14 protein-coding genes and 1 riboswitch are annotated in these 17704 nt (G+C 55.4%); of the genes, 6 read left to right on the top strand and 8 right to left on the bottom strand.

Annotation, left to right across the window (positions count from 1 at the left end; all coding sequences use genetic code 11):
• Positions 1-12: 12 nt before the first annotated feature.
• The gene (iclR, locus tag Dpoa569_RS02340; protein WP_042873039.1) at positions 13-843 is read right to left on the bottom strand and encodes a glyoxylate bypass operon transcriptional repressor IclR; all 831 of its coding nucleotides are present in this window, start codon (positions 841-843) and stop codon (positions 13-15) included.
• A 165-nt stretch (positions 844-1008) separates the two neighbouring features.
• Between iclR and metH the strand changes: the two genes are divergently transcribed.
• Complete coding sequence (gene metH, locus Dpoa569_RS02345; protein WP_042873037.1) at positions 1009-4692, top strand: methionine synthase; 3684 nt, start codon at positions 1009-1011, stop codon at positions 4690-4692.
• Positions 4693-5211: 519 nt separating this feature from the next.
• Positions 5212-6858 (top strand): Na/Pi cotransporter family protein, encoded by a 1647-nt coding sequence (locus Dpoa569_RS02350; protein WP_042873035.1) that lies wholly within the window; start codon positions 5212-5214, stop codon positions 6856-6858.
• A gap of 88 nt (positions 6859-6946) precedes the next feature.
• Here the strand turns inward: Dpoa569_RS02350 and lysC are convergent, their stop codons facing one another.
• Positions 6947-8311 (bottom strand): lysine-sensitive aspartokinase 3, encoded by a 1365-nt coding sequence (lysC, locus tag Dpoa569_RS02355; protein WP_042873032.1) that lies wholly within the window; start codon positions 8309-8311, stop codon positions 6947-6949.
• Between the two features lie 124 nt (positions 8312-8435).
• Positions 8436-8633, bottom strand: a riboswitch (Lysine riboswitch).
• A 238-nt stretch (positions 8634-8871) separates the two neighbouring features.
• On the opposite strand from lysC, the gene pgi reads away from it, so the two are divergent.
• Together pgi and Dpoa569_RS02365 are read left to right on the top strand one after the other, a co-directional pair.
• The gene (pgi, locus tag Dpoa569_RS02360) at positions 8872-10521 is read left to right on the top strand and encodes a glucose-6-phosphate isomerase (RefSeq protein WP_042873031.1); all 1650 of its coding nucleotides are present in this window, start codon (positions 8872-8874) and stop codon (positions 10519-10521) included.
• 227 nt (positions 10522-10748) lie between these two features.
• Positions 10749-11093, top strand: a complete 345-nt coding sequence (locus Dpoa569_RS02365; RefSeq protein ID WP_042873029.1) for a DUF4156 domain-containing protein — start codon at positions 10749-10751, stop codon at positions 11091-11093.
• Positions 11094-11144: 51 nt separating this feature from the next.
• Here Dpoa569_RS02365 and epmB read toward each other — a convergent pair whose 3' ends face one another.
• On the bottom strand, positions 11145-12182 hold the full coding sequence (gene epmB, locus Dpoa569_RS02370; protein ID WP_042873026.1) for an EF-P beta-lysylation protein EpmB: 1038 nt from the start codon (positions 12180-12182) through the stop codon (positions 11145-11147).
• A gap of 40 nt (positions 12183-12222) precedes the next feature.
• On the opposite strand from epmB, the gene efp reads away from it, so the two are divergent.
• Together efp and Dpoa569_RS02380 are read left to right on the top strand one after the other, a co-directional pair.
• A complete protein-coding gene (gene efp / locus Dpoa569_RS02375; protein ID WP_042873025.1) occupies positions 12223-12789 on the top strand; it encodes an elongation factor P in 567 nt (188 codons plus the stop codon).
• Between the two features lie 155 nt (positions 12790-12944).
• A complete protein-coding gene (locus tag Dpoa569_RS02380; RefSeq protein WP_022635071.1) occupies positions 12945-13298 on the top strand; it encodes a DMT family protein in 354 nt (117 codons plus the stop codon).
• Positions 13299-13439: 141 nt separating this feature from the next.
• On the opposite strand, the gene blc is transcribed toward Dpoa569_RS02380, so the two are convergent.
• The 5 genes from blc to frdA form a co-directional block, all read right to left on the bottom strand.
• Positions 13440-13979, bottom strand: a complete 540-nt coding sequence (gene blc / locus Dpoa569_RS02385; RefSeq protein WP_042873023.1) for an outer membrane lipoprotein Blc — start codon at positions 13977-13979, stop codon at positions 13440-13442.
• 119 nt (positions 13980-14098) lie between these two features.
• The gene (gene frdD, locus Dpoa569_RS02390) at positions 14099-14455 is read right to left on the bottom strand and encodes a fumarate reductase subunit FrdD (protein ID WP_042873020.1); all 357 of its coding nucleotides are present in this window, start codon (positions 14453-14455) and stop codon (positions 14099-14101) included.
• Between the two features lie 14 nt (positions 14456-14469).
• A complete protein-coding gene (gene frdC, locus Dpoa569_RS02395) occupies positions 14470-14865 on the bottom strand; it encodes a fumarate reductase subunit FrdC (RefSeq protein ID WP_042873019.1) in 396 nt (131 codons plus the stop codon).
• A 12-nt stretch (positions 14866-14877) separates the two neighbouring features.
• Positions 14878-15615, bottom strand: coding sequence for a succinate dehydrogenase/fumarate reductase iron-sulfur subunit (locus tag Dpoa569_RS02400; protein ID WP_042873017.1), 738 nt, complete (start codon positions 15613-15615; stop codon positions 14878-14880).
• Entirely contained in the window at positions 15608-17404 is a 1797-nt protein-coding gene (frdA, locus tag Dpoa569_RS02405) for a fumarate reductase (quinol) flavoprotein subunit (protein ID WP_042873015.1), read from the bottom strand. The genes Dpoa569_RS02400 and frdA overlap by 8 nt, the downstream gene beginning before the upstream one ends.
• Positions 17405-17704: the final 300 nt, after the last annotated feature.

Here is a 17704-nt window from a genome sequence, read left to right on the forward strand (position 1 = left end):
TCGTGATGCCGCTTAACGTGCGCCGCCGTACTGATAGGTGATCGCTTTTGCGGCCTTAATCACCAGCGCACCCAGTTCGGTGATGCGATTATCGGTGATACGGGACACCGGCCCGGAAATAGAGATAGCAGCAAAGGCTTCGTGGTGCTCGTCCAGAATGCAGGCGGCGACACACCGTAAGCCTAACGCATGTTCCTCATCGTCGAGCGCATAACCCTGGCGGCGAATGGCCGTTAGATTCTCTTTCAACGTCTGAGCATTCAGGGTGTGTGGGGTATAGCTGTGCAGTCCTTTGCGGTGCAGTAACTGGGTGACTTTGTCATCCGGCAACATAGCGAGAAACGCTTTTCCGGCACCGGAGGCGTGCATCGGCAGCTTACCGCCGATAGGCGCCGACATCCGCATCAGCGCGGTACACTGCACTTGATCGATAATGATGGCCTGATAATCGGTTTGGTCCAGCACCGCCAGATTCACCGTTTCACCGGAGTTCTCCATCAACTGACGCAGCATTGGATGCACCAGACTGAGCAGATTGCGGCTTTGCAGGAAGCTGCTGCCGACGATAAACGCGTGGGTGTCGATAGTCCACAGCCCCAGATCACCGACCTGACGTACAAAGCCCTGCTGTTGCATGGTGGTCAACAGCCGGTGGGTGGTGGAGTTGGGCAAGCCCGCCTGCTGGGCCAGGTCGGTCAGCGCGATGCTGCCATTGGCTTTAGCGATGTATTCCAGCAGCGTCAGCCCGCGGGTCAGCGACTGTACCTGTCCAGCCGGTTGAGTCGCGCTGGTGGTGGCAGCGCGGGGTTTTTTACCGCGTTTGGCCGGTTCGGGTGGCGTCATCGTTGGTTTCCTTATTTCATATCATGGAATCGATTTTCGTTTTTTCAGCACAGAATGCAACCGTCTTATCAGGCTGTTTTATCAACGGTGCGCAGCGCTGGCGTGACGTACTCTTGTGCTAGGATAAGAATTCGCACAGACGATGGTAATAACGAGAATAAGATGATGGCAAATCGGCTACAGGCATTACAGCAGCAACTGGCGCAGCGCATTATGATTCTGGACGGTGGTATGGGCACTATGATCCAGAGTTACCGTCTGCAGGAGGAAGATTACCGTGGCGAGCGCTTTGCTGACTGGCACTGCGACCTGAAAGGTAATAACGACCTGCTGGTGCTGAGTAAACCGGAGGTGATCACCGCCATTCATCACGATTATCTGGCGGCGGGCGCGGATATTCTGGAAACCAACACCTTCAACGCCACCCGTATCGCCATGGCGGACTACGAGATGGAAGCGCTGTCGGCGGAAATCAACACGGTCGCCGCCCGGCTGGCGCGAGCCTGCGCCGATGAGTGGACGGCACGTACGCCAGAGCGTCCACGCTATGTGGCCGGGGTCTTGGGACCGACTAACCGCACCGCGTCAATCTCACCGGATGTAAACGACCCGGCGTATCGTAATGTCAGTTTCGACCAACTGGTGGAGGCGTACCGGGAATCGACTCGCGCGCTGATTGACGGCGGCGTTGATATCATCCTGATCGAAACCATTTTCGATACTTTGAATGCGAAAGCCGCTATTTTTGCGGTAGAAACCGAATTTGAGGCGCTGGGTGTCACGCTACCGGTGATGATCTCCGGCACCATTACCGATGCTTCTGGCCGTACCCTGTCCGGACAGACCACCGAGGCGTTTTATAACTCGCTACGCCATGCCCGGCCACTGTCGTTCGGTTTGAACTGCGCACTGGGGCCGGATGAGCTGCGCCAGTATGTGGCGGAGTTATCGCGCATTGCTGAATGTTATGTCACCGCGCACCCCAACGCGGGGCTGCCGAACGCCTTTGGTGAATACGATCTGGATGCGGATGAAATGGCGCGCCAGATTGGCGAATGGGCGCAGTCTGGTTTCCTGAATATCATCGGCGGATGCTGTGGTACCACGCCAGAACACATCGCTGCAATGGTGAAAGCCGTTGAGGGTGTCACGCCGCGCGCCTTGCCGACGCTGCCGGTCGCCTGCCGCCTGTCCGGGCTGGAGCCACTGAATATCGGCGGCGATACGCTGTTTGTTAACGTCGGCGAGCGTACCAACGTTACCGGTTCCGCCAAATTCAAACGCCTGATCAAAGAAGAGAAGTACAGCGAAGCGCTGGATGTGGCGCGCCAACAGGTGGAAAGTGGCGCGCAAATCATCGACATCAACATGGACGAAGGGATGCTTAACGCCGAAGCGGCGATGGTGCGTTTCCTGAATCTTATCGCTGGTGAACCGGATATCGCCCGTGTGCCTATCATGATCGACTCCTCCAAGTGGGAAGTAGTAGAGGCGGGGCTGAAGTGCATTCAGGGTAAAGGCATCGTCAACTCGATTTCGATGAAAGAAGGCGTGGAAGCCTTTGTGCATCACGCCCGGCTGGTGCGCCGTTATGGTGCCGCTGTGGTGGTAATGGCGTTTGATGAAGTGGGGCAGGCGGATACCCGCGCGCGCAAAATTGAAATCTGTCGCCGCGCTTACCACATCCTGACCGACGAGGTCGGTTTCCCACCGGAAGACATCATTTTCGACCCGAACATTTTTGCTGTTGCCACCGGCATTGAAGAGCACAACAACTATGCGGTGGATTTCATTGAGGCCTGCGCCGATATCAAAGCCCAGTTGCCGCACGCGCTGATTTCTGGCGGTGTGTCTAACGTGTCGTTTTCGTTTCGCGGTAACGAGCCGGTGCGTGAAGCGATTCACGCTGTGTTCCTGTATTACGCCATCCGTAATGGTATGGACATGGGGATCGTCAACGCCGGTCAGTTGGCTATCTACGACGACCTGCCCGCTGAACTGCGTGACGCCGTCGAAGACGTCATTCTCAACCGGCGCGATGACGGCACTGAGCGGCTGCTGGAGATTGCCGAGAAATACCGGGGCAGCAAATCCGACGACGATAGCAACAAAGGCGAAGCGGAATGGCGTGGCTGGCCGGTGAAGAAACGGCTGGAATACGCGCTGGTTAAAGGTATCACCGAGTTTATCGAGCAGGATACCGAAGAGGCGCGAGTGGAGTCGGCACGTCCCATCGAAGTGATCGAAGGGCCGTTGATGGACGGTATGAACGTGGTTGGTGACCTGTTCGGTGCCGGTAAGATGTTCCTGCCGCAGGTGGTGAAGTCGGCGCGGGTCATGAAACAGGCGGTGGCGTACCTGGAGCCGTTTATCCAGGCGAGTAAAGAGCAAGGGTCCAGCGCGGGTAAAATTCTGTTGGCGACGGTGAAAGGCGACGTACACGACATCGGCAAGAACATTGTCGGCGTGGTGTTGCAGTGCAATAACTACGAAATCATCGATTTGGGCGTGATGGTGCCGACCGATAAAATCCTCAAGACGGCGCGTGAAGCGAATGTCGATATCATCGGCCTGTCAGGGTTGATTACCCCCTCGCTGGATGAAATGGTCAACGTCGCCAAAGAGATGGAGCGCCAGGGTTTTACGTTGCCGTTGCTGATTGGCGGCGCGACGACCTCCAAGGCGCATACTGCGGTGAAGATCGAGCAGAATTACAGCGGCCCGACGGTATACGTGCAGAATGCGTCGCGTTCGGTGGGCGTGGTGTCAGCGCTGCTCTCTGATACGCAGCGCGACGACTTTGTGGCGCGTATCCGCAAAGAATACGAAACGGTGCGTATCCAGCATGGTCGCAAAAAGCCGCGTACGCCGCCGGTGTCGCTAGAGGTGGCGCGTAATAACGCGATGCAGATCGACTGGGAAAGCTATACGCCGCCGGTGGCACATCGCCTTGGGGTACAACCGGTTACCGCCAGTATCGAGACCTTGCGCAACTATATCGACTGGACGCCGTTCTTTATGACCTGGTCGCTGGCGGGCAAATACCCCAACATTCTGGAAGACGAGGTGGTGGGGGAGGAGGCTAAGCGGCTGTTTGCGGACGCGAATGCCATGCTGGATACCTTGTCTGCCAACGGTACGCTGAACCCGCGTGGCGTAGTGGGGCTGTTCCCAGCTAACCGGGTAGGTGATGACGTTGAAATCTATACCGATGAGTGCCGCACTGAGGTGCTGACTGTCAGCCATCACCTGCGTCAGCAAACCGAAAAGACGGATTTCCCGAACTACTGTCTGGCGGATGTGGTGGCGCCGAAAACCAGCGGCAAGCCGGATTACCTCGGCGCGTTCGCGGTGACCGGCGGTCTGGAAGAAGACGCGCTGGCGGCGCAATGGGAAGCGCAGCACGATGACTACAACAAGATCATGCTCAAGGCGCTGGCAGACCGGCTGGCGGAAGCGTTCGCCGAGTACCTGCACGAGCGAGTGCGTAAGGTCTACTGGGGCTATGCGCCGAACGAGAACCTCGGTAACGACGAGCTGATCCGCGAAAATTATCAGGGCATTCGCCCGGCACCGGGGTACCCGGCTTGCCCGGATCACACCGAGAAAGCCGTCATCTGGCAATTGCTGGATGTGGACAACACCGTCGGCATGAAACTCACCGAGTCTTACGCCATGTGGCCGGGTGCGTCGGTGTCTGGCTGGTACTTCAGTCATCCGGACAGCAAGTATTTCGCCGTAGCGCAAATCCAGCGCGATCAGGTGGAGGATTACGCGGTGCGCAAGCAGATGCCGATAGAGGAGATTGAGCGCTGGCTGGCACCCAATCTGGGGTATGACGCAGACTGATTAACAAGCAGGGCCGACAAGAAAAAAACAGGCCGGGGTAGCCCGGCCTGTGTCGTTTGTTTTTTCCGATGCGCTATGGGGTTATACAAAGACCATTTACCCTCCAACACACCAATCGACTGCCATAACGGTCGCCGACAGTCCACCACTCCAGCCGACACACCAGCCGAATAACCTTGGTGATGTTCATCAGCCTGTTCAGACCATATGGGGTTTGGTCTTCATGTATTTTTCTTGTCGCAGCTCTGAATGCGGATGTCGCTGCCCATGTTGAGCGCAACGACGGATAAGAAACGCGTGACGCCATAAATATAGCTCGTGGGGAATGACCCTCTGTTCTTGATTTAGGCCATGATTTTTAAAAAATTACGCTTATTTACATCCGTTGACCGGCTCAGGAACAGATAAGATGTCAGTAAAATGTCAGACTTAAAACCGGGCGCGATGAGGCGTACACCGGGTTTATGGACGGGAATGCCATTTTTCTATAACCATTTTGGCTGAGGGAGGCTCAGTTACGTGTTGACGCTGCTGCATTTATTGTCCGCCATCGCGCTGCTGGTTTGGGGGACGCACATCGTTCGTACCGGGATTATGCGGGTGTACGGCGCCCGCTTGCGGCGGGCGATCAGTGATAGCGTAAGCCGCAAGCCACTGGCCTTTCTCGCAGGTATTGGCGTGACAGCTCTGGTACAGAGCAGCAATGCAACTGCATTGCTCACGGTTTCTTTTGTGTCGCAGGGATTAATTGCGCTGGCGCCGGCGCTGGTGATTATTCTGGGTGCGGATGTGGGCACGGCGTTGATGGTGCGCGTGCTGACGTTTGATCTTTCCTGGTTATCGCCGTTGCTGATTTTTATCGGAGTCGTGTTTTTCCTTAGTCGTAAGCAGACCCGTGCCGGACAACTGGGGCGGATTGGCATCGGCCTGGGGTTGATTCTGCTGGCATTGGAATTGATTGTGCAGTCGGCGACGCCGATTACCCAAACCGCCGGGGTGAAGGTGCTGTTTTCCTCTCTGACTGGCGATGTGATGCTGGATGCGCTGGTTGGCGCCGTGTTCGCTATTGTGAGTTATTCCAGTCTGGCGGCGGTACTGCTGACCGCCACGCTGACCGCCAGCAATGTTATTTCGCTGGATGTGGCGTTGTGTCTGGTGATCGGCGCTAATCTTGGCAGCGGTATTCTGGCGTTGGCTAATGCCAGCACACAGGGACCGGCGGCGCGGCAGGTGGCGCTGGGGAGTATGTTCTTCAAACTGCTTGGCTGTATGCCGGCATTGCCGGCCATCGGCTATCTGGCGGATGGGATGGAGATGATGGCGTTGCCGGATGAGGAGCGGGTGATTTACTTCCACCTGTTTTATAACCTGGTGCGCTGTCTGTTGTTGTTGCCGTTTGCCGAACGTATGGCGGAACTGTGCAGCAATCTGATTCGGGTTGAACCGGATCTTGATCCGCGATTGCGTCCCCGTCATCTGGATGCCAGCGCGCTGGATACGCCAACGCTGGCGCTGGCTAATGCCGCACGGGAAACGTTGCGCATTGGCGATGTGGTAGAACAGATGCTGAAAATGTTTCAGGATATGCTGCAAGGCAATCGTCAGCAGGTACGCGAAATACGTAAACTTGATGACGATGTGGACGTGCTCTACAACGCTATCAAGCTTTATCTGGCGCAGATTGAAAAAGCTGGTTTGCACGAGCGTGATTCACGGCGCTGGGCGGAAGTGATCGAAATGGCGCTTAATCTGGAGCAGGCTGGCGATATCATCGAACGGGTGGTCTGCGATCTTGATGCTCATGCGCCGGATGGTTTGCGCGGTTTTTCAAACGCCGGACGCGATGAGCTGAATACTCTGTACGAACAACTGCTGAACAACCTGCGTTTGGGGATGTCGGTGTTTCTGTCGTCGGATATGACCAGCGCCAGACGGCTGCGCCGCGCCAAGCACCGTTTCCGTATTCTGAACCGTCGTTATTCGCTCGCGCATGTTGACCGGCTGCATCAGCAAAATGTGCAAAGTCTGGAAACCAGTTCGCTGCACCTTGGGCTGTTGGGCGATATGAACCGGCTGAATTCATTGTTCTGCGCGGTAGCGTATAACGTGCTGATGATAACGGAGGACGAGGATGACGGGCGGGAGGAGTCCGCCGCTTCTGCGTAGTGTGGCCTGCATAGTGTAGCCGTGGGGCTAAAAAATCCGAAACCCGCAGGGGGTTTCGGATGTTCCTGCCGCTAATATCGTGTGTCTATCATTCAAACAGATTGTGGTGCAGCGTCTGCACTACCTGCTCGGCATCGCTGGACGGTACCAGGAAACACAGGTTATGGCTGCTGGCGCCGTAACAGATAAGGCGGATATTAAACGGTTCCAGCACGCCGAACACTTCTTTGCCGACGCCACGAGCCTGCGACAGTTGGTTGCCGATCAGCGCTACCAGCGACATATTCTCTTCCACTTCCACCCGGCACAGTGAAGACAGTTCGGTTAGCAGCGCGCTGGACAGCAGGCTGTCGCCTGTTGATGTCGAGCCTGTAGTATCCAGCGTCAACGCCACGCTGACCTCAGACGTGGTGATCAAATCCACCGAGATATTGTGACGGGCCAGAATACTGAACACTTCTGCCAGAAAACCGCGTGCGTGCAACATATTCAGGCTGTGCAGGGTCAGCAGTGTCTGCTTGCGGCGTAACGCCAGCGCGCGGAACAGCGGCGGGTTCGCGGTGTTGTTGCATACCAATGTGCCGCCGGCGGCAGGGTCTTTGCTGGAGCCGACAAACACCGGGATATCGCTGCGTACAGCTGGCAGCAGCGTCGCTGGATGCAGAACTTTGGCACCGAAGGTTGCCATTTCAGCCGCTTCTTCAAACGTAATCTGGTCGATACGATGTGCGGACGGCACCACGCGCGGGTCGGTGGTGTAGATGCCGGGAACGTCGGTCCAGATGTCGATGCGACTGGCGTTCAGTGCTTCGCCCAGCAGCGCGGCGGTATAATCGCTGCCGCCGCGGCCCAGTGTGGTGGTGCGGCCTTTGGCTTCGCTGCCGATGAAGCCTTGAGTGATGACCATCCCCTGCGCCAGACGCGGCGTCAACTGGCTGCGGGTTAGTTCACCCAGCAGGTCGCAGTCTGGTTCGGCACGGCCAAAACGGTCATTGGTACGCATGATCTTACGCACGTCGAACCACTCCGCTGCAATGTTGCGCTCGCGCAGGATTTCCACAAACAGCAGGGTAGACATCAGTTCGCCGTGGCTGACCAGTTCGTCGGTCAGCGCGTTAGACGTTGCCAGCGACGCGGCTTCCGACAGACGAGCCACATTGTTCAGCATACGGTCGATTTCCTCGCGGATCACAGCTGGCTGGTTAAGACGGTTGAGAATGGCGTATTGAATCTGGCTCAGTTTTTCCAGTTGTGCGGTGCGTTCATCCGGCGGCAAGCCTTCTGCCAGCGCCACCAGCAGGTTGGTTACGCCAGCAGAAGCGGACAAGACCACCACGCGTACCTGCGAGTCAGACAGCACGATGTCGGCGCTGCGGTTCATGGCGTCGAAATCCGCGACGCTGGTGCCGCCGAATTTGGCGATAATCAGTGAGTTATTCGTATTAACAGACATTCAAAAAAACCTCGTGTCAGGGGCGTCATTGTCGTTATCGACAACAGCATTTCATCGTTAAGCCTTGGCACAAGGGAAGAGCGGTAAACAGGGGGCAGGCGTAGAAGTAGGAACTGGCTACGGCACACCCAGAAGCGCTCCACCTTGCTGATCGTTCCGCTTTGCGGAGCGATGCGGGTGACAACCCAGGGGATTCAGCCCCTGCAGTCGACAACGTAAACACCGTAGGTTACGTCTGTCTCGGCACCGCTCCCCCTCCGGTATCATCATCGGATACGGTTCCTCCGATACCTTGCCTGGGCGGCGCTCCTCTTCTGGCTTGCGCAACGTGTGCGCAAGTAGGCTTTTACAAATAGCGGGTAACGCGGCGGCTGTCAATCAACATTGGACCGGAGCGGAGCATTTCGCAAGAAAAGGGCTTCCCCGCACGGCGTTAAGGGATACAATCGGGAAAAAACGGGTGGGATTTGCCGCCTGTAGACCGACTTATTCTTAAACCGACTTATTCTTAAACCGACTTGTTCTCAAACCGATTTGTTCTCAAACCAAAGAGTAGTGTGATGAAAAATATCAACCCGACGCAGACTGCCGCCTGGCAGGCATTGCAGCAGCATTTTGCCGCGATGAAAGAGGTTAAGATCAGCGACTTGTTCGCGCAGGAGCCTGATCGGTTCTCGCATTTTTCCGCTACGTTCGGCGACCTGATGCTGGTGGATTATTCCAAAAACCGCATCACCGCCGAGACGCTGGAAAAGCTGCAGGCACTGGCGCGTGAAACCGATCTGTCCGCTGCCATTAAGTCGATGTTTTCCGGCGAGAAAATCAACCGTACTGAAGATCGCGCTGTGCTGCATGTCGCGTTGCGCAACCGCAGCAATACGCCGATTGTGGTTGATGGCAAGGATGTGATGCCGGACGTAAATGCAGTGCTGCAAAAGATGAAGCAGTTCAGCGAACGTGTGATTGGCGGTGAGTGGAAAGGTTATACCGGCAAGGCGATTACCGACGTGGTGAACATCGGCATCGGCGGGTCTGACCTGGGACCGTACATGGTGACCGAGGCGCTGCGTCCGTACAAGAATCACCTGACCATGCACTTTGTTTCCAACGTCGATGGCACCCACATCGCTGAAACCCTTAAGCGCGTTAACCCGGAAACGACGCTGTTTCTGGTCGCGTCCAAGACCTTCACCACGCAGGAAACCATGACCAACGCTCACAGTGCGCGTGACTGGTTCCTGAAAGCAGCCGGTGATGAAAAACATGTCGCCAAACACTTTGCCGCGCTGTCTACCAATGCTAAAGCCGTCGGCGAATTTGGCATCGACACCGACAACATGTTTGAATTCTGGGACTGGGTCGGTGGTCGTTACTCGCTGTGGTCTGCTATTGGCCTGTCGATTGTGCTGTCTGTCGGTTTCAATAATTTCGAGCAATTGCTGAGCGGTGCGCACGCCATGGACCAGCATTTCGCTACCACCCCGGCTGAGAAAAACCTGCCGGTATTGTTGGCGTTGATCGGCATCTGGTACAACAATTTTTTTGGCGCGGAAACTGAAGCGATTCTGCCGTACGATCAGTACATGCACCGTTTTGCTGCTTATTTCCAGCAGGGCAACATGGAATCCAACGGTAAGTACGTTGATCGCAACGGCAAGGCGGTGGATTACCAGACCGGCCCGATCATCTGGGGCGAGCCGGGCACTAACGGCCAACATGCGTTCTATCAGTTGATCCATCAGGGGACCAAGCTGGTGCCGTGCGACTTTATCGCGCCGGCGATGACCCATAACCCGCTGAGCGACCACCATAGCAAGCTGCTGTCGAACTTCTTCGCGCAGACTGAGGCGCTGGCGTTTGGTAAATCCCGCGAGGTGGTGGAAGCCGAGTTTGCAGCGGCAGGCAAGTCTGCCAACGATGTTGAGCACGTGGCACCGTTTAAAGTGTTTGAAGGCAACCGCCCGACCAACTCCATCCTGCTGCGGGAAATCACGCCGTACAGCCTGGGGGCGCTGATCGCGCTTTACGAGCACAAGATTTTCACCCAGGGCGCTATCCTGAATATCTTCACCTTCGATCAGTGGGGTGTTGAATTGGGCAAACAGCTGGCTAATCGTATCCTGCCGGAATTGCAGAATGACAGTATCGTCAGTAGCCACGACAGCTCTACCAATGGGCTTATCAACCGCTTCAAACAGTGGCGTGCGTAATGACGGCGTTGTCGTAATACCTGTCTGTCATACCAACAGGCCCCGATTCCGGGGCCTGTTGGTTTGTGGGTGGCGTGATCGCCGTCATGGCGACAGAAATAGTTGTTGCGTGAACAATCACTGCCATCCTGATGGTGGTAACATGAGACCGTTTCAGCATAAGTTTTCGGTTGTCGGGTCGGGTTAGCCCGGCTTCGGCCAGTGTATCGATTATCACGGAGAGAAGAATGCGGATTCGTATACTGATGGGATTGGCTGCCATCACTTTACTGGCAGGATGCAGCACCAATAACGAACTCAGTGCTGCTGGTCAGGCGGTACGTTTTACCGACAGTAAACCCGCGGCGCAGTGCCAGCTGTTGGGTAGCGTTACCGGCACGCAATCTAACTGGTTGTCGGGCAGTGGCAATGAAGGCAGCTCAATGCGCGGCGCGGCGAACGATCTGCGTAACAAGGCGGCGGCGATGGGCGGCAACGTGATTTATGGCGTGAGCACGCCGAGCCAGACGTTCCTGTCCAGCTTCGCGCCGCTGGACAGCAAGATGCAGGGACAGGTTTATAAGTGCCCCTGATAGTGCAGGCCGTCAGCGTCATGGGGGAATGCCAGTGACGCTGACGGTGTTTCAGCCCTGATTTTCCTGGCGCATACCAATATCCAGCAGTGTTTTGCTGGCCTCGCCGCCGATTTCTCTCGTCAGACTTGGCACCAGATACCCTGATACCCGTGCCATCAACGCTTTGATCAACGCGCGCGCTTCGTCATCCGGCACTAAAAAATGCGCAGCACCCTGTACCTTATCCAGTACATGCAGGTAGTAGGGCAGAATGCCGGCATCGAATAAGGCGTTACTCAGTGCAGCCAGCGTATCGGCATTATCGTTGATGCCACGCAACAACACGCTTTGGTTAAGCAGCGTCACTCCTGCCCGATGCAGACGCGCCATGCTCTCGGTGAGTTCTGCGTCGATTTCATTGGCGTGATTGATGTGGGTTACCAACACTACGCGCAGCGATGATCGAGCCAGCCGCTGGCAGAGTTCAGCGGTGATACGTGCCGGAATCACCACCGGCAGACGGGTATGGATGCGTAACCGCTTCAGGTGGGGAATGTGCTCCAGTTCGGTCAACAGCCAGTCCAGTTCGTGATCTTTGGCCATCAGCGGGTCGCCGCCGGAAAAGATGATTTCATCCAACTGCGGGTGCTGGCGGATATAATCCAGCGCCTGACGCCAGTTAGCTTTGTTGCCTTGATTGTCCTGATAGGGAAAATGGCGGCGGAAACAGTAACGGCAGTTAACCGCACACCCGCCTTTTACCAGCAACAGAGCGCGATTGTGGTATTTGTGCAGTAACCCTGGCACGACGCTGTGTTGTTCATCCAACGGGTCGTGGCTAAAGCCGGGGGTGACAATAAACTCGTCCGGTGCGGTCAACACCTGTAACAACAGCGGGTCCTGGGCATTGCCGGGCTGCATCCGGGCGGCAAAAGCGCGCGGTACTCGCAACGGAAACAACTTGCGGGCATCGCGTCCGGCGGCCAGTTGCGGGTGGCTATCTAATGCCAAAAGTCGCAGCAATTCATCAGGATCGGTAATAACATCGGTGAGTTGCTGCAACCAATCTTCTCTGGAAGGTATATTTAGGGTTACAATGTGTGCCATTTTTTTGGCTAAGTACCAGTATTAATAATAGAGGGCCATCATGGCGACTTATTCTAGCAACGATTTCCGTTCCGGTCTTAAAATCATGTTCGAGGGCGAGCCGTATGCTATCGAATCCAGTGAATTTGTGAAACCGGGTAAAGGCCAGGCGTTTGCCCGTGTCAAAATGCGTCGTCTGTTGACGGGTTCCCGCGTTGAGAAAACCTTCAAATCTACCGATTCGGCAGAAGGTGCTGACGTGATGGATACCAACATGAACTACCTGTATAACGACGGTGAGTTCTTCCATTTCATGCACCCTGAAACTTTCGAACAGCATCAGGTTGAAGCGAAAACCGTGGGTGATGCGGCCAAGTGGCTGCAGGACAATGCCGAGTGTATCGTTACCCTGTGGGATGGTCGTCCGATTGCTGTTCAGCCGCCGAACTTTATCGAAGCTGAAATCACCGATACCGATCCGGGCCTGAAAGGGGATACCGCAGGTACTGGTGGTAAGCCTGCCACGCTGTCTACCGGCGCTGTGGTGAAAGTGCCGTTGTTCGTACAGATTGGTGAAGTGATCAAGGTTGACACGCGTTCCGGCGAATACGTCTCCCGCGTGAAATAATCTTTTCAGCGCGTAGACTGTCCTGTGGGCAGTTTACGCGTTGCAATTCCATTGATATCCCGTCTGAAAAATTCTCTCACACAACCTGAACGTTCCCTGATGGTATTTTATCCTGACTGACGTAATAATGCCGCGTCTTGGTTAAGGAGAGAATTATGTCCCCACTTATCATCACAGTATTCATGCTGACACTCAGTAATGTATTCATGACCTTTGCCTGGTACGGGCACCTTCGCTATTTCAGTGGCCGTACCTGGATGGTGGCGGCGCTGGTCAGTTGGGGGATTGCGCTATTTGAATACCTGTTGCAAGTACCTGCTAACCGTATCGGTTATCAGGTAGCCTCAGCCGGGCAACTGAAAATTTTGCAGGAAGTGATCAGCCTGTCGGTATTTATTCCTTTCTCGATAATTATTCTCAAAGAACCCTTCCGGACTGACTATATTTGGGCCGGTTTGTGTCTGCTGGGTGCGGTATTTTTTATGTTCCGCGACAAAATTATGGGCTGATCGCCGGTAACGTTATCTATTAAAAATAGCCGGTATAACTACCGGCTGAAAATACGTTGACGAACGAACGTTTCATTGCGGGAAATAAGTATATTAAAACGGTGTTTTATTGATTTCCCGCAATGTGTTGAACCAATCCGATTATTTCCCTGCACCCACGTTCGTATTAATCCAGATTAATTTTTCGGTTTGAAAACCGTTGCGTTGAGCGGTTGCCAGCAATGCCTGTTTGACGAGCGGAGGGAGTTCGGGGGTGCGGGACAATATCCACAGATAATCGCGGTTTGGCCCGCATACCAACGCGTAACGATAGTCGCTGTCCAGCGCAATCACGTTGTAGCCGCCATAAAATGGCCCAAAGAATGACACTTTCAACGCAGCGCGCTGCGGCGAGCCGGTGAAATAAGCTTTGCCGATACTTTCGCGCCAGGCCCGTTTAACTGGGTCGAAGCCACGGTTGGCCACGGTAATCCCGCCGTCCTCTCGCGGGCTGTAGGTGGCGGTGACCTGTTCCAGACCACGCTCGAAGCGGTTGTCCAGTCTGGCAATTTCATACCAGGTTCCCATATAGCGGGAAGGCTCGAAGTTATCCACGACCTGAACGCCTTGCGGCGGCGTGGTGCTACACGCGGTCGTAAACAGTGCGATAAACGACGTCAGCAATACACGCCAGTGCTTCATGTTCAGCTTCCTTTTCCTGTTGGTTCACTGGTTTAACAGTAGGAAACGGAATGCAACGATGCAATAAAAAAACGGCCCGCGCACTGCGCGGGCCGTGAAGCATGTTGAGGTGGCGCTTATTACAGCGTAGCCACACCAATGATAGTAACGACCGAGAGGATCGCCGCCAGGCCGTAGAACACCCATTTACCAGCCGGTACATGGATCTTCAGGTCATGCATGGCGTGATGGATACGGTGCAGACCGCACCACAGCGGCAGTACGATCATCAGCAACAGGAACGCACGGCCAATCAGGCTGTGGCTGAACGCAGCGATACGATCATAGGTCAGCGCCTGAGGGAACACGCCCAGCGGCAACAAAATCCCGATAAGCAGGATGATAACCGGCGCGAACATCGCGCTCCACATGCCGCCTGCGCCGAACAGGCCCCAGAACGGTGGTTCGTCGGAACGTTTGGGTTGTTGATTACTCACGAGATTCCTCCTGTTCAGAACAGCAAGGCGATGGCCAGCACCGCCAGCGTGATGACCACAGTGGCCGCCCACAGTCCTTTAACGACCGGCTCTGGCCCCATTTTTTCATCGTTTACGATGATGATGGAGGCCTTCGGTGCCAGTTCAAACCAGGTCTTGGTGTGCAACACCGCCGCCAGCAAGGCGATAATGTTGAGCAGCAATACCAGCGGGTTTTGCAGGAAGCCGATAAACTGGCTCCAGCCTTCCGGGCCGGCTTTGAGCGAAAACACGCCATGCAGCAGGACGATGCTGAACCAGACCGCAGGCACCGCAGTGCCTTCGCGCAGCATATAGAAACGGTAGAAACCGAGCTTCTGCCACCAGGTGGGCGTCATGCCACGGACATACGCTTTACGTTTGGTGATCATTTGTTGCCTCCCTTATTGTGGTCTCAGCATGGCGATCATGAAGTCTTTGGCGCTTTCCACCTTGCTCTGCTGGATAGCCGCCGCCGGATCGACGTGCTTCGGACACACTTCGGAGCAGTAACCCACGAAGGTACAAGACCAGACGCCGTTGTCGCTGTTCAGTTGCGGCATACGCTCTTTCTTACCGTGGTCGCGGTCGTCCAGGTTGTAACGGTGTGCCAGCGTAATCGCGGCAGGACCGATGAACTCCGGATTCAGGCCGAACTGCGGGCAGGCGGCGTAGCACAGCCCACAGTTAATGCAGCCGGAGAACTGATGGTATTTCGCCATCTGCGCCGGTGTCTGCTTGTTCGGGCCTTGGTCCGGCGTACGGTTGTTGCCGATGATATAGGGCTTGATGGCTTCCAGACTTTCGATGAAGTGGGTCATGTCCACCACCAGGTCGCGCTCAATCGGGAAGTTGCCCAGCGCTTCAACCTTCAGGCCGCTGCTGGCATAGTCACGCAGGAAGGTTTTACAGGCCAGTTTCGGCACGTTGTTGACCATCATGCCGCAGGAACCGCAAATCGCCATACGGCAGGACCAGCGGTAAGACAGGTCCGGCGCCAGATTGTCCTTAATGTAGCCGAGCGCATCCAGCAGCGAGGTTTCGCGGGTATACGGCACGTCGTAGGTTTCGAAATGCGGTGCGTTATCCTGCTCCGGGTTATAGCGCATGACTTCCATTTTCAGGGTTTGCATATCAGCCATTCGCTTGCTCCTTCTTGTTTTTCTCCTGAGCTTCCGCTTCGGCGCCGTAAACGCGTTTTGCCGGCGGCAGCTTAGTGATCTTCACATCGCTGTATTCCAGGCGTGGGGCGCCTTCCGGGTTATAGAACGCCAGCGTGTGCTTCAGGAAATTGACGTCATCACGCTCGGTGCAGCCTTCATCGAGACGCTGGTGCGCGCCGCGTGATTCTTTGCGGTTGATGGCGGAATGCGCCATACACTCGGCGACATCCAGGCTGTGACCCAGTTCGATGGTGTAGAGCAGATCGGTGTTGAACACGCTGGAATGGTCAGTGATTTTCACGCGTTTGAAGCGTTCTTTCAGCTCGGCCAGTTTATCGACTGTTTTCTGCATCAGGTCGGTGGTACGGTAAATACCGCAGCCTTCTTCCATCGACAGCCCCATTTCGTCGCGGATTTTGGCCCAGCTTTCGGTACCTTCCTGCTTCATCAACGTGTGCAGACGTTGTTCCACATCTTTAGCCTGTGCATCCAGCGCGCTGGTATTGGCCGGTGCGGCGGACTGCGAGCGTTCCACGGCTTTTTCACCGGCGAGGCGGCCAAACACTACCAGTTCCGCCAGCGAGTTGGAGCCGAGGCGGTTGGCGCCGTGCAGACCGACGGATGAGCATTCGCCGACGGCGAACAGGCCCTGAATACGGGTTTCGCACTGCTGGTCGGTTTCGATGCCGCCCATGGTGTAGTGCGCGGTGGGGCGAATCGGAATCGGTTCTTTCACCGGGTCAACGCCGACGTAGGCTTTTGCCAGTTCGCAAATAAACGGCAGACGCTCTTTCAGTTTCTTCTCACCCAGATGACGCAGGTCGAGGTAGACCACATCGCCCAACGGGGTCGGCACAGTGCGTCCGGCGCGCCATTCGTGCCAGAAGGCTTGCGAAACTTTGTCACGCGGGCCCAGTTCCATATATTTGTTTTTCGGCTCGCCCAGCGGCGTTTCCGGCCCAAGGCCGTAGTCTTGCAGATAGCGGTAGCCGTCTTTGTTGACCATGATACCGCCTTCGCCACGGCAGCCTTCGGTCATCAGAATACCGGAACCCGGCAGGCCGGTAGGGTGGTACTGTACGAATTCCATATCACGCAGCGGTACGCCGTGACGGAAGGCCATGCCCATGCCGTCGCCGGTAACGATGCCGCCGTTGGTGTTGTAGCGATAGACGCGACCGGCACCGCCTGTTGCCATCACGATGGCGTTGGCGCGGATCTGAATTAACGACCCTTCCATCATGTTGATGGCAACGACCCCACGGGCATGTCCGTCATCCACCAGGATGTCCAGCACGAAATGCTCGTCGAAACGCTGAATCTGCGGGTATTTCAGAGAGGTCTGGAACAGGGTGTGCAGCATGTGGAAGCCGGTTTTATCCGCAGCAAACCAGGTACGTTCGATCTTCATTCCACCGAAACGACGTACGTTGACCGAACCATCCGGCTTGCGGCTCCACGGGCAACCCCACTGCTCAAGCTGGGTCATTTCGCGCGGACAATTCTGCACGAAGTGATCCACCACGTCCTGTTCACATAACCAGTCGCCCCCGGCCACGGTGTCGTGGAAGTGGAAGTCGAAGCTATCGTGATCTTGTGTGACTGCCGCTGATCCCCCTTCTGCGGCCACGGTGTGGCTACGCATCGGGTAGACTTTGGAAATTAGCGCAATCTTGAGTTGGGGATTCGCTTGCGCCGCAGCAATCGCGGCCCGTAAACCTGCTCCCCCGGCCCCGATAATGGCCAAATCGGCATTAAAGGTTTGCACTACATGCCTCCAGTTACTTAAGTTAAATAAATTAAATTAAGAAAATAATATGAAATACAACGTCGTCACTTATTTTCCGTTTTAATTTCCAGGACAGTAATCGAGTGAAAAAATATCCGGCCAAGCTACTTATTAGAGAGAGATTCAATCACCCTTTTTTTGTATGGGAATGATTATAGCGATTTGCAGATGCATGAAATTTGATGTGATCCAGTATTTTGCTGTTTTTTAAAATCTGCACGGACATATTCCGGAAAACGTGACGGAATATATGATTTATTCATAAATAGTACTTTTATT

It is taken from the genome of Dickeya poaceiphila, assembly GCF_007858975.2.
In the GTDB taxonomy this organism is placed as follows: Bacteria; Pseudomonadota; Gammaproteobacteria; order Enterobacterales; family Enterobacteriaceae; genus Dickeya; species Dickeya poaceiphila.